The following is a 12,773-nucleotide window of genomic DNA, read 5'->3' on the forward strand; positions in this document are numbered from 1 at the left end:
AGAGCCGGCTGGAATGACGACTATCGGGCTCAGTTATTCTTTGGTTAAAATATCAACAAAGTGTGCTCCCGCCCTGGATCGGGCAGGGCGTTGTCGAGGGTCTGCAGCAGGGCCATGCCAAACAGTTTGGCGTGCCGGGGATCAAGGTGGGTCAACACCGCCTTGATGATATGAAACAGCCCCAGACTGGCCCCGGCATCAGACCAGTTGAGGGCGCGCAGGGCCGCCAGTGCTTCACGGCGGTAGCGCTGCTGCCACCAGCGCTGCACCCTGTGATAGAGCCAGAGCAGCGCCAGCGCGCCCAGGAGCAGGGCAAGCAGCAGCCAGCCTGCGGTTTGCGGTTGCCAGCTGATGGCGTCAGGCACGGTCACATCCTGCAATTCGCGCAGCATATAGGTGCCGGGTAGCTTGTGGATCGTCACTGAGTTCCTCCCAAGGCGGTAATGAGATGGGCGAGGTGGTGGCCACTGGTGTCGAGGCTGATGAGTGGCAAGCCCTTGAGCGCCATCAAGCGCACCAGTTGATCTTTTTTCAGCTGTTGCTGGCGAGTCAGCCCCTGATCCAGCATGGGTAACTGATGGGGGGCGATATTGAGCTGGTACTGACCATCCCCGACCACCCAGGGAGCATTGGCGGTGGTGGTTGTCGAGAGCGTCGCTTCGAGAGGATCGGCAATATGCAGGGCCAGCACATCGTTGTGCTGCTGCAAGTAGTTGAGGCGGGTCAGCTCGGCCTCGGTGACGCCGGCCCAGTCGCTGAGAAAGATCAGGGTGGCATTTTTCAACTTGAGGCGGCCCAACATCGCCAGCAGCGAACCCAGCCCGCCCGCCTCGCTGTCATGGCTGGTCACCGAGAGGGCATGATTGGCGGCGCATAGCTGGCGCAACCTCGCCAGCCAGTGGCCACGGGATCGCTGGCCACGCAGCCACTCCACGCCGTCGCAGCGCAGAATGGCGAGCCCGACCCGATCGTTCTCTTTCAGTACCTGCCAGCCGAGCAGGGCGGCCGCTTCGGCGGCCACCACCGACTTCATCACCTCCACCGAGGAGAAGAACATGCTGCTGCGCTGATCGACACAGAGGATCACGTGGCGATCTTTCTCTTCGCTGTAGCTGCGCACATGGGGGCGACCGGTACGCAGGGTCACTTTCCAGTCCAGGGTGCGAATGTCATCCCCCTGCTGGTAGTGGCGCAGCTCCTCGAAGTTGAGGCCCCGGCCGCGAAAACGGGACTGATGGCGGCCGCATAGCACACTGCCGCTATTGAGCCGTGGTAACAGGGAAAACTGGCCGACCAGTCCCTGCAGCCGCACCAGCGTCAGGTAATCACAATGAATGCGTGGATCGCCACCGGGCGGCTGTCCGCCATGGGTCAGCCCGTCATGAGATAAGGTGCGAGGATTCATGGCGTCACTTATCCGATGACGACGTGATCGAGCAGCGCCATCACCACCTGCTGGTGATCCACCCCTTGTGCCAGCGCGTCATAACTGAGGGTAAAGCGGTGGCCGAGTACGCTGGGCACCATGGCGCGCACATCGTCGGGCAGCACGTGATTGCGCCCTTGCAGCCAGGCATAGGCGCGGGCGCACTTGTCGAGCGCGATGGAGGCGCGGGGGCTGGCGCCGACCGCAAGCCACTGCGCCAGATCGGCGTCTGGATAGCGGTCGGGATGGCGGGTTGCCATCACCAGCGCGATGATGTAGTGCTCCACCAGCGGCGAGATAGTCATGGCCGAGAGCTCGGCCCGGGCCTGCAGGATCAGCTCGGGGGAGAGGGGGGCGAAATGTGCACCCTGTTGGCGGTTGCCACGCTCTTCGGCCCGCACCAGCCGAATGATCGCCAGTTCGGCCTCGTCGTCGGGATAGGCCACCGACACCTTGAGGGCGAAGCGGTCCATCTGGGCTTCCGGCAGCGGATAGGTGCCCTCCTGCTCGATGGGGTTCTGGGTGGCCAGCACCATAAAGAGTTCCGGCAGGCGGTGGCTCTTGTCACCGACGGTGACGGTGCCCTCGGCCATCGCTTCGAGCAGCGCGGCCTGCACCTTGGCGGGAGCGCGGTTCACCTCGTCGGCCAGTACGATGCTGTTGAAGATGGGGCCTTGCTGGAAGCGCAACTGGTGGGCCCCCTCGTGCTCCTGATACATCTCGGTGCCGGTCACATCGGAGGGGAGCAGATCGGGGGTGAACTGAATGCGGCCAAAGCTGGCGTTGAGCGCCTCGGCCAGCGCCTTGACCGAGCGGGTCTTGGCGGTACCGGGCAGACCTTCGAGCAGCACATGGCTATTGGTCAGCAGGCCGATGACCAGGGCGCGGATCACATGGGACTGGCCGACCACGCTTTGACCAACCTGTTCGATGAGTTGAGAGATCTGTTGTTGCAAGGGGTTCATAGCGGTTTCCACTGAGTGCGTATAACGAGGCAAAGCGAGGGGGCTGGCAGGGGCGCCAACCGGTTTTCACTTTCCGCACGGTTCGGGGGGAGCGGTGCGGAAAGTGAAAACGCCCATCAATACATTGATGGGCGTTGGCGTCAGCACCTTACTTGATGGTGGCGACTTTTTGCTTGAGTGCGTCCAGCTCTGCCAGCTTGCCCTGCAGCATCAGGCTCTGAGAGCTGATGGTGGCCGGGTTCATCTGGAAGCTCTGCTGCATCGGGTAGCCTGGCAGGGTGTCGAAGAACCCTTTCAGGATGCCCTGTACCGGGACGAACAGCCACATGTTGTCACCCATCCAGCGCATGTACATGCCTGACTCGTGCGGTGCCTTCTCGAACGGGTCGGCGCGCAGGTTGATGATTTGCGGCCAGTTCGGGATCTCGCGGGTGGCATCGGAGATGTTGCCCTGCATGGTGGCGAAGTTCAGTTTGAAGTCATTCCAGCGCACGGCGTTCAGCTCGCCGTTGGCAGAGAAGTAGAGCATGGAGTTGCGCGGTGCAGTCTCGGTTTTACCAGACAGGTACGGCATGAAGTTGTAGCCGTCCAGGTGGACGCGCCACTCTTTGCCGTTGGCCTTGTAGCCTTTGGCCAGCTTCTCTTTCACGTCAGGTACACCGGCGGCAGCCAGCAGGGTCGGCATCCAGTCCTGGTGTGCCATCATGGCGTTGACCTTGGTGCCCGGCTTGATCACGCCCGGCCAGCGAACCAGCTGGGGCACTCGCATTCCGCCTTCCCAGGTGGTGCCCTTCTCGCCGTAGAACGGGGTGGTACCGCCATCCGGCCAGGTCGCTGTTTCGGCGCCGTTGTCGGTGGTGTAGATCACGATGGTGTTGTTGGCGACACCCAGCTCGTCCAGCTTGTTGAGCAGGATACCTACGTGGTCATCGTGCTCCAGCATGCCGTCGGCATAGATGCTGACGCCGGATTTGCCCTGATACTTCTCTTGCAGGCGGGTCCAGACGTGCATACGGGTGGCGTTGTGCCAGATAAAGAAAGGCTTCTTGGCCTTGACCGCTTTATCCATGAACGCCAGAGTGGATTCGAGGAACTCTTCGTCAGCATGCTCCATGCGCTTGCGGGTCATGGGGCCGGTATCTTCAATCTTGCCGTCAGCAGAGGCCTTGATCACGCCACGCGGGCCGTACTTCTTCTTGAATTCCGGATCTTTCGGGTAGTAGTAAGTTTCCGGCTCCTCTTCCGCGTTCAGGTGGTAGAGGTTACCGAAAAACTCGTCGAAGCCGTGCTTGGTCGGCAGATGCTGGTCACGGTCACCCAGGTGGTTCTTGCCGAACTGAGCGGTCATGTAACCCTGCTCCTTGAGCAGATCACCGATGGTGGGAGTCCACTCCGCAATACCTTGGGTAGAGCCCGGCATGCCGATGGTCAACAGACCGGTACGGAACGGCTCTTCACCGGTGATAAAGGCGGCGCGACCGGCGGTACAGGATTGCTGACCGTAATGATCGGTAAAGACCGCACCTTCGCTGGCGATACGGTCGAGGTTCGGGGTCTGGTAGCCCATCATGCCCTGGTTGTAGGCGCTGATGTTCCAGTAGCCGATGTCATCACCCATGATCGCAAGAATGTTGGGTTTGGCGGCGGCTGCGGCACTCCCGGCAGTGGCCATTAATGCAAGGCTCATTGCTATTTTGTTTAAATTAATGGCCATTATTGGCTCAACTCCTAATCTGATGTGAATGTTTACACAAAGCGGTCTGATGAAAACCGGGAATACCTATCGACAGGGCGGAAATATCAGCCATCACCAATAACATAGGCAGGCGTGGTGTTATCTCGTAGCTCACCTTGACCGGAAAATAGCGGGGCGAAGTCCGTCGGGTTGACCTATCAGTTTCCACAAAACAGCGTTCAACAGTCTCACTCTATTGAGCGGTTATCTCCCTGTCGCCTTATAGCGAATATAACTGGTGGTTATCCGGTGTGTTTTTAGCCTGTTTGGGAGCACTACCCCATACAACACAAGGGGCACGGGCGGTGTGGGGCCCTGTCGTTAACGGGTGCTGCTTAATGGGCGGGGTGACAGGGCTCACATCTCGGGTAATAAAGCGGTATTCAAATCAGGGGAAATAAACAGCCGTGTTTATTGGGTGTTTTTGCCAGAGCGACACTTTAATTTAAATTAACTGACACTTAAGCAAAGCAGGGTGGTGGTTTATTAAGCTCGCCCGCGTTTTTAAATATGAGTCAGTTAGCCATCGAGCAGGTTGCCTAGCACTTTCATTATTTAACTGAAAAATAATGGACAGATTGAGAATGCGGTTTATCGCAAGCTGTGCGCTTCAGTGTGAGTGCGAGTTTGTGAATGTTGGGGCCGATATCCGCCGAAAAGGGTGAGGCAAAGGCGCGTGCTATTGACTAAATTGATAGATAGTAAGGAGCAAAACGACTCCAACCTTCAACTATCACATCCCATGGGATACGGATCATGGACAGAGTACAACGCGCAGCCCCCTTTTCGTTGCAAGTAGATCTCAGACAGGTGGTTTATGCCCTGTCAGCCTCGCTGGACTTGGTGGGCATTGGCGATGTGGCCCACGGTAAACGCGTCGGGATCATGGCCGCCGAGTGCAGTCGGTTTCTGGGGATGAGTGAGGCCGAGCGCTGTCTGCTGTTCGAGCTCGGGGTGTTGCACGATATCGGTGTCTCCTCGACTACCACCCATCACCATCTGGTCAGCGAGTTCGATTGGGAGTCCTCCCAGCACCACTGTGAGGTGGGGTATCAGCTGCTCAAGGATTTCCGTTTGCTGGCCCCGTTGGCGCTGCCCATCCGTCATCACCATACCCATTGGCACCAGCTGCGCGAGCTGACGGATCTGGATCCCCAAGTAGCCCGTCAGGCCAACCTTATCTTTCTGGTGGATCGCTGTGATGCGCTGGCGGCCCCTCATTACGCAGACGGATCGCTGTTGATGCACACCGACGAGATCCGCGCACGGCTGCAGGATTGTCGTGACGAGTTCTTTGCCCCAGAACTGGTGGATGCCTTCCTCAAGGCATCCTGCTCGGAGGCATTCTGGTTGCAGTTGGAGGCTCGATCCATCAATGACTACATGCTGGAGATGTTGCAGGTGCGGAAGCCCTGTCTGACCTCGAACGGGGAGCTGAAAGCGCTGGCGCGGATCTTCTCCGGCATCGTCGATGCCAAGAGCCCCTTTACCATGACCCACTCTCTCGGGGTGAGTCGCTTGTCTCGTGCGTTGGCGGAACAGATGGGGGTGGGTGCCATCCACTGCGACATGCTGGAGATCGCCGGGTTATTGCACGATCTGGGCAAGCTCAGGGTCCCGGACGAGATCCTCGACAAGCCTGCCAGCCTGACGAAAGAGGAGCGTGCCGTCATCAAGGCACACAGCTTCGAGACCTACCAGATCCTGCGCCACATCGAGGGATTTGAAGAGATTGCCTGCTGGGCGGCCTATCACCATGAGGAGCCGGACGGGGAGGGCTATCCGTTCCATCTGCCAGCATCAGCCATGGCGCCGGAAGCGCGTATTTTGCGGGTGGCCGATATCTTTCAGGCGATGGTGCAGGACCGGCCTTATCGGCGCGGGTTGCCAGCTCGTGATGCGTTGGCCTTTTTGCAACAACTGGCGGATCAGGGACGGGTCGATCCCGCCGTGGTGGCGGTGCTGGCTGACCACCTGCCGCAGATGATGATGGCGGCGATCCCGACTCGCGAGGAGGTGCATGCAATAAGTTGAGGGAGGCTTGGTCACTGAACCATCTTGCAGTGAGCCAGCTATGCTTGGAACAAGCCGTGAAGAATGCCGTATCGGTATGCAGAAGAGAGCTTGAATGACCATTAGGGGACAGATATGGAATCGCTAAAAGCCAAGGATTATATGCAGAGCAGACCCATCACCTTCACAGCCGACATGATGGTGCAATCTGCGGTCGAAAAATTTCTGAACAGCCATCAGCTGGGGGGCCCGGTGGTGGATGAAAAGGGCCATCTGATCGGCTGGATCTCCGAGCAGGATTGCATCGCCGTGATGCTCAAAGAGGCCTACCACTGCGAGCAGGTGGCACAGGTCAAGGATGTGATGCGCAAAGAGGTGCTGACGGTGAGGCCCGATACCAGCATTTTGACCCTGGCAGAGATGATGATGGGTCAAAAGCCGAAGATCTATCCGGTGGTAGAGGAGGGACGCCTGCTCGGGGTCATCAATCGCCACAACGTGATGCAGGCCATTCACGCCCAGCTCACCACCTGTTTTGTCCACAACACTCACGGTTGATCCTCTTTCCCTCTCTTCCAAGGCAAGCTGCGGCTTGCCTTGATTATTTGGGAAACCGCACACTTTTCATGTTATGCCATCTTACCAAGAACGTTTTTCCAGGAATGAGGATCGGCCAATCACGCTGCATTCCCATGCCTTGCACTACGTTAAGGCTTGCACCGTCCCCACTCGCTCTTTAGGATCGCTCCCAGCTTATCGATATGGCCCCTCTGGGCACCTATTTAAGGAATTCGTACCTTGTCTCTCTCTATCGAGGCGCTGCGCCGCCGTCTCTCTGCCTGCATGAATCTCGACGCCCGCCGCCTCTCCAGCCGTCTGCACGGGGTCAAGAAGCTGCCTGAAGGCAAACAGGCCGCCGTGCTGGAGACCATCGCCGCCGATCTGGATGCCGCGCAAGCGCGCTATCAAGCCCGTCTGGCCGGTGTACCCAGGGTCACCTATCCGGACAACCTGCCGGTCAGCCAGAAGCAGGCGGAGATCGCCAAGGCGATCAGTGAACATCAGGTGGTGATCATCGCCGGTGAAACCGGCTCGGGCAAAACCACCCAGATCCCCAAGATCTGTCTGGCGCTGGGGCGCGGGGTGAAGGGCTTTATCGGCCACACCCAGCCGCGCCGTCTGGCGGCCCGCACCGTGGCGGCCCGTATTGCCGAAGAGATGGCGTCCGAACTCGGCCACTACGTGGGTTACAAGGTGCGCTTTACCGATCAGGTGAGCGAGCAGACCCACATCAAGCTGATGACTGACGGTATTCTGCTGGCGGAGATCCAGAACGATCGGATGCTCACCCAGTACGACACCATCATCATCGATGAGGCCCATGAGCGCAGCCTCAACATCGACTTCATTCTGGGCTACCTCAAACAACTGTTGCCACGGCGCCCCGATCTCAAGGTGATCATCACCTCGGCCACCATCGACCCGCAGCGTTTCTCCCGTCATTTCAACAAGGCGCCGGTGATCGAAGTCTCCGGCCGTACTTATCCGGTAGAGGTGCGCTATCGCCCGCTGTTTGCTGATAAAAAGAGCGGCGACAAGAGTGCAGACAAGAGTGAGGCGCTGGAGGAGCGTGACGAGCTGCAGGGGATCTTCGATGCGGTGGAGGAGCTGGCCCGCGAAGGGTTGGGGGATATCCTCATCTTCATGAACGGCGAGCGGGAGATCCGCGATACTGCCGATGCCCTGCGCAAGCTCAACCTGCGCGATACCGAGGTGTTGCCGCTCTACGCCCGCCTCTCCAACGCCGAGCAGAACAAGGTGTTCCAGCAACACGCAGGTCGGCGCATCGTGCTGGCCACCAACGTGGCGGAGACCTCGCTGACGGTACCGGGCATTCGCTACGTCATCGATCCGGGTACCGCCCGTATCAGCCGCTACTCCTGGCGCACCAAGGTGCAGCGCCTGCCTATCGAGCCGGTCTCCCAGGCCAGTGCCAACCAGCGTAAAGGTCGCTGCGGCCGGGTAGCGGACGGTATCTGTATCCGCCTCTACTCCGAGGAGGATTTCAACAACCGCCCGGCCTTTACCGACCCCGAGATCCTGCGTACCAACCTGGCGTCCGTCATCCTGCAGATGCTGGCGCTTGGCCTTGGCAATATGGAGGCGTTCCCGTTCGTCGAGCCACCTGAGTCACGCCATATCAAGGATGGCCTGACCCTGCTCAAAGAATTGGAGGCGGTCAAAGAGCTGCCTGGCACCCGGGATCAGGAGTCGAAACTGCAGCTGACCGAAACCGGTCGCCAGCTCTCGCGCATCCCCCTTGATCCACGCTTGGCAAAGATGGTGATCACGGCGGCGCAAACCGGCTGCCTGAGCGAAGTGATGGTGATCACCGCGGGCCTCAGTATTCAGGATCCTCGCGAGCGGCCCATGGAGAAGAAGCAGGCCGCCGACGAGCAACACAGACGCTTTGAAGACAAGGATTCCGACTTCCTCGCCTTCGTCAATCTGTGGAACTACCTGAAAGAGCAGCAGGATCTCCTTGGCAGCAACCCGTTCCGCCGCATGTGCCAGAAGGAGTTTCTCTCCTACCTGCGGGTGCGCGAATGGCAGGACATTCATTTCCAGCTGCGCCAGACGGTGAAAGAGCTTGGTTTTAAAGCCAACCATGAACCGGCGGATTTCAAGACGGTACACTGCGCGCTGCTGACCGGCCTCTTGAGCCACATCGGCAACAAGGATCTGGAAAAGCCGGAGTTCCTTGGCGCCCGCAACGGCCGCTTCCACCTGTTCCCGGCATCGGGCCTGTTCAAGAAGCCGCCCAAGTGGGTGATGGCCGCAGAATTGGTAGAGACCTCGCGTCTATACGCCCGCATCAACGCCCGGATTGAGCCGGAATGGGTGGAGCCGCTGGCGGGTCACCTCATCAAGCTGCACCACAGCGACCCCCACTGGTCGAAGAAAAATGGCGCCGTGATGGCCAAGGAGAAGGTGACGCTTTATGGCCTGACGCTGGTCAATGAGCGCACCATCAACTTCAGCCGCCTCGATCCGGCACTGTGCCGCGAGCTGTTTATCCGCCGCGCGCTGGTGGAGGGGGATTTCGAGACCCGCCACCGTTTCTTTAGCGATAACCGCAAGCTGTTGGCCGAGGTGGAAGCGCTGGAGCACAAATCCCGGCGTCGCGACATTCTGGTGGATGACGAGGATCTGTTCCGCTTCTACGATGCCCGCCTGCCGGAGGAGGTGATCTCCGCCCGCCACTTCGACAAGTGGTGGAAAGAGGCGCAAAAGCAGGATCCCGAGCTGCTCAACTTCGAAAAAGAGATGCTGATGAAGGGGGATGCGGCCCATATCAGCGATCTCGACTACCCCAACTTCTGGCAGCAGGGGCGCCTCAAGCTCAAGCTGAGCTACCAGTTTGAACCGGGGGAGGCCGCCGATGGCGTCACCCTGCATATTCCGCTGCCACTCTTGAATCAGGTGGATGTGAAGGGGTTCGAATGGCTGATCCCCGGGCTGCGGCATGAGTTGCTGGTCGCTCTCATCAAGTCGATGCCCAAGCCGATGCGCAAGAACTTCGTGCCGGCGCCGAACTACGCCGACGCGCTGCTCGCCACCCTCAATCCCGAGCAGGGGCCGCTGCTGGACGAGATGGAGCGCCAACTGCGCCGCATGACCGGTGTCACTGTACCTCGCGAATCCTGGGACTGGAATGCGGTGCCCGATCACCTGAAACTCACCTTCCGGGTGGTCGATGACAAGCACAAGAAGGTGGCGGAAGGCAAAGATCTTGAGGCGCTGAAAGAATCCCTGCGCGGCAAGGTGCAGGAGACCCTGTCACAAGTGGCGGACGACGATATCGAGCAGTCCGGCCTCACCCTGTGGAGCTTTGGCGAGTTACCGCAGGAGTACAGCCAGAAGCGCGGTGGTTTCGAAGTGAAAGCCTATCCGGCGCTGGTGGATGAGAAAGATTCGGTCTCCATCCAGTTGGTAGAGAGCCCGGTGGCTCAGCAACAGCTGATGTGGGCCGGCCAGCGCCGACTGGTGCTGCTCAATGTGCCATCTCCCATTAAATACCTGCAGGAGAAGTTGCCCAACAAGGCCAAGCTGGGGCTCTATTTCAACCCGTTTGGCAAGGTTGCCGAATTGATTGACGACTGTATCGCCTGTGGCTGCGACAAGCTGATCGAGCAGCATGGCGGGCTGGCCTGGGACGAAGCCGGTTTCGAGGCGCTCAAGGAGTACGTTCGCGCCGAGCTCAACGATGCGGTGGTGGAGGTGGCCAAGCAGGTGGAAGCCGTACTTACCCTCTCCCATGAGATCAAGAAGCGGCTCAAGGGCAAGATGCAGCTCGACACCGCCTTTGCCATGTCGGATATCCAGCTGCAGCTGAGCAATTTGATCCACAAGGGCTTCGTCACAGAGACCGGTTGGCAGCGACTGCCTGACTTGCTGCGCTATCTGCGTGCCATCGAGCGACGTCTGGAGAAGCTGGCCATCGATCCCAATCGGGATCGGGTCTACATGCTCAAGGTGCAGAGTGTGGAGTCCGAGTACAAGGCGCTGCTCGCCAAGATCCCCAAATCCCAGCTGATCCCGGCCGAAGTAGCCAACATCCGCTGGATGATCGAGGAGCTGCGGGTGTCGTTCTTTGCCCAGAATCTGGGGACTCCGTATCCGGTCTCCGATAAACGGGTGCTTAACGCCATCGCTCAGTGCTAAGCTGCTATCTAACTGTTTTAACAGCACGATAGCGCGTGATGAGAAGGGGTTGCCAGGCAGCTGGCGCCCTTCAAACCGCAAGTGAGGGAGGCAAGGATGCTGGGGATCTGGTTGAGTGTGGCGCAGGTGGTGATCAGCGGTTACCAACCTATCGCGGAACAAACCTGGGTGCAGTTGAACCCGGAATATTACCCGTTGGCGCGCATGCCGCCTGCGATGTTTGTGGCCTGGCGTGGCAATCAGTTCCCGCCGCTGGCCCAGAAGCAGAAGCATGGTCGCTGGCAGATCCTCTTTCCCGCCCGGCTGGTGCCTCCTTTCGATCTGTTCGAGGGGGAGGCGCAGCTCTCCAAAACCTATCTGGCAAGGCTGCGGCGCATCGACGAGATGGCTTACGGGGTAGCCCCGGGCCAGGCGGTTGCGGCTGGTGCAATCGTGCAGCAGGGCAGTGGTTTCCCTGGTTATAGCGCGCAATCCATCGCGCCTTTTATTGCCGAGTTCCGCACACCCCAAGACGCGTTCGGTGGTGTCGATATTCCCACCGACACCGACGAGAGCGAACCTCTGCTGGCTCAGCTAGGCGTGACGTTTCGCACCGCGGGGATGAGTGGCGCAGGGGAGATGAGTGGGGGGGGAATGGCGCTCGCCAGCAGCACGGCCAGCTTATCCGCTGGCAGTGACGCCATGCTCACCCTCTCGGATCCGGCAGCCGGTGGCCCACAAACCGTGTGTCATCAGGTCGCGGCAGGGGAGACCCTGTGGCGCATTGCCAATCAGCTCTCCAGTGCCCAGGGGGTCGATACTTACAGCTATTTGCTGGCGCTGGTGGCGGAGAATCAACCGCGGCTTGGCAAGAGCATTCGGGTCAGAACGGGGGAGGGTCTTTACTGCCCGCGCGCCGAGACCCTTGCGCAGTTTGATGCCCTGAGCCCGGCCCAGCGTCAGCAGCAATTTGCTCGGCTGGAGCAGGGGCGCTAAATGCAGAGTCGGTACCTTGTATCCGAATTTGGCCCGTGGTAGTATTCGCGCTCGTTTTGCGAGGTGCTGACCGGTCGCAGTTAGCACCATAAATTCATCCAAAAGAGATACACACTATGTCTTTCGTATTCCAAGCTGAAGTCCGTTCTGACCTGGGGAAAGGTGCGAGCCGCCGCCTGCGTCAAGCTGACCAAGTTCCTGCCATCGTTTACGGTGCAGGCAAAGAAGCCCTGTCCATCACTGTTGACCACAAGAAAATGGTTCTGGCTCAAGAGAAGCCGGAATTCTATGAGTCTGTACTGACTCTGGTTATCAACGGTGAAGAAGTTAACGTAAAAGTGAAAGCTATCCAGCGTCACCCGGTACGTTACAAGCTGATCCACCTGGACTTCGTTCGCGTTTAATAGCGAACCGTCAGGTTGAAAAAAAAAGCCACTCTCAGGAGTGGCTTTTTGCTATCTGGCATCTGGTGTGCGGGCTGAAAGGGCTGCCTGATCAGCTACCGCAAGCCGGTTATCCCAGCTGGCTCAGCGCCTGTTGACAGCGCTGCTCGGCGGCATCCAGCTCCAGCAGTACCATCCTGATATCTTCCATCTGCTGTTGCAGTGTCTCCCGTTTCTCCTCAACCAGTCCCAGCATGGTCTGCAGCTGGGTGCGGCTGCTTTTGTCGGCATCATAGAGATCGAACAGCTCGCGGATCTCGGCAAGGCTGAACCCGAGCCGCTTGCCGCGCAGGGTGAGCTTGAGGCGAACCCGATCCTGCTTGCTGTAAATGCGGGTCTGTCCCTCTCTGGCGGGATTGAGCAACCCCTGATCCTCGTAGAAACGGATACTGCGCGTTGTAATATCAAATTCCCGGGCCAGCTCACTGATGCTGAAGCGCCGTCCTTCATCCTTGTTGTTCATACAGACTTCTTGGCGAACTAAATCCTGT

10 protein-coding genes are annotated in these 12,773 nt (G+C 59.1%); 5 read left to right on the top strand and 5 right to left on the bottom strand.

Translation table 11 applies throughout. The annotated features are described in order from the left end of the window. Nucleotides 1–44: 44 nt before the first annotated feature. The 4 genes from OKC27_RS16005 to OKC27_RS16020 form a co-directional block, all read right to left on the bottom strand. Complete coding sequence (locus tag OKC27_RS16005; RefSeq protein WP_270806454.1) at nucleotides 45–422, bottom strand: DUF4381 domain-containing protein; 378 nt, start codon at nucleotides 420–422, stop codon at nucleotides 45–47. Next, complete coding sequence (locus OKC27_RS16010) at nucleotides 419–1,405, bottom strand: DUF58 domain-containing protein (RefSeq protein ID WP_270806455.1); 987 nt, start codon at nucleotides 1,403–1,405, stop codon at nucleotides 419–421. The genes OKC27_RS16005 and OKC27_RS16010 overlap by 4 nt, the downstream gene beginning before the upstream one ends. A gap of 8 nt (nucleotides 1,406–1,413) precedes the next feature. After that, the gene (locus OKC27_RS16015; RefSeq protein WP_270806456.1) at nucleotides 1,414–2,391 is read right to left on the bottom strand and encodes an AAA family ATPase; all 978 of its coding nucleotides are present in this window, start codon (nucleotides 2,389–2,391) and stop codon (nucleotides 1,414–1,416) included. A 148-nt stretch (nucleotides 2,392–2,539) separates the two neighbouring features. Continuing rightward, on the bottom strand, nucleotides 2,540–4,078 hold the full coding sequence (locus OKC27_RS16020; protein ID WP_270806457.1) for an arylsulfatase: 1,539 nt from the start codon (nucleotides 4,076–4,078) through the stop codon (nucleotides 2,540–2,542). An 804-nt stretch (nucleotides 4,079–4,882) separates the two neighbouring features. Between OKC27_RS16020 and OKC27_RS16025 the strand changes: the two genes are divergently transcribed. The 5 genes from OKC27_RS16025 to rplY all read left to right on the top strand — a co-directional run bounded on the left by OKC27_RS16025 (nucleotide 4,883) and on the right by rplY (nucleotide 12,243). After that, entirely contained in the window at nucleotides 4,883–6,160 is a 1,278-nt protein-coding gene (locus OKC27_RS16025) for an HD domain-containing phosphohydrolase (RefSeq protein WP_270806458.1), read from the top strand. Nucleotides 6,161–6,274: 114 nt separating this feature from the next. Continuing rightward, nucleotides 6,275–6,697, top strand: a complete 423-nt coding sequence (locus OKC27_RS16030; RefSeq protein WP_042060467.1) for a CBS domain-containing protein — start codon at nucleotides 6,275–6,277, stop codon at nucleotides 6,695–6,697. Between the two features lie 240 nt (nucleotides 6,698–6,937). Continuing rightward, nucleotides 6,938–10,864, top strand: coding sequence for an ATP-dependent RNA helicase HrpA (hrpA, locus tag OKC27_RS16035; RefSeq protein WP_270806459.1), 3,927 nt, complete (start codon nucleotides 6,938–6,940; stop codon nucleotides 10,862–10,864). Between the two features lie 96 nt (nucleotides 10,865–10,960). After that, entirely contained in the window at nucleotides 10,961–11,839 is an 879-nt protein-coding gene (locus OKC27_RS16040; protein WP_182970990.1) for a hypothetical protein, read from the top strand. A gap of 116 nt (nucleotides 11,840–11,955) precedes the next feature. Further along, entirely contained in the window at nucleotides 11,956–12,243 is a 288-nt protein-coding gene (gene rplY, locus OKC27_RS16045; RefSeq protein WP_033136429.1) for a 50S ribosomal protein L25, read from the top strand. 109 nt (nucleotides 12,244–12,352) lie between these two features. On the opposite strand, the gene OKC27_RS16050 is transcribed toward rplY, so the two are convergent. Next, entirely contained in the window at nucleotides 12,353–12,745 is a 393-nt protein-coding gene (locus OKC27_RS16050; protein ID WP_005360322.1) for a MerR family transcriptional regulator, read from the bottom strand. Nucleotides 12,746–12,773: the final 28 nt, after the last annotated feature.

The sequence above is a fragment of the Aeromonas sp. QDB62 genome (assembly GCF_027705695.1).
GTDB classification, from domain to species: Bacteria; Pseudomonadota; Gammaproteobacteria; order Enterobacterales; family Aeromonadaceae; genus Aeromonas; species Aeromonas allosaccharophila.

Bases quoted from the DNA above. Each gene is read 5' to 3' on its own strand.
- OKC27_RS16015 (WP_270806456.1), bottom strand. From the start codon at position 2,391: ATGAACCCCTTGCAACAACAGATCTCTCAACTCATCGAACAGGTTGGT.
- OKC27_RS16025 (WP_270806458.1), top strand. From the start codon at position 4,883: ATGGACAGAGTACAACGCGCAGCCCCCTTTTCGTTGCAAGTAGATCTC.
- OKC27_RS16030 (WP_042060467.1), top strand. From the start codon at position 6,275: ATGGAATCGCTAAAAGCCAAGGATTATATGCAGAGCAGACCCATCACC.
- OKC27_RS16040 (WP_182970990.1), top strand. From the start codon at position 10,961: ATGCTGGGGATCTGGTTGAGTGTGGCGCAGGTGGTGATCAGCGGTTAC.
- OKC27_RS16010 (WP_270806455.1), bottom strand. From the start codon at position 1,405: ATGAATCCTCGCACCTTATCTCATGACGGGCTGACCCATGGCGGACAG.
- OKC27_RS16050 (WP_005360322.1), bottom strand. From the start codon at position 12,745: ATGAACAACAAGGATGAAGGACGGCGCTTCAGCATCAGTGAGCTGGCC.
- rplY (WP_033136429.1), top strand. From the start codon at position 11,956: ATGTCTTTCGTATTCCAAGCTGAAGTCCGTTCTGACCTGGGGAAAGGT.
- OKC27_RS16020 (WP_270806457.1), bottom strand. From the start codon at position 4,078: ATGAGCCTTGCATTAATGGCCACTGCCGGGAGTGCCGCAGCCGCCGCC.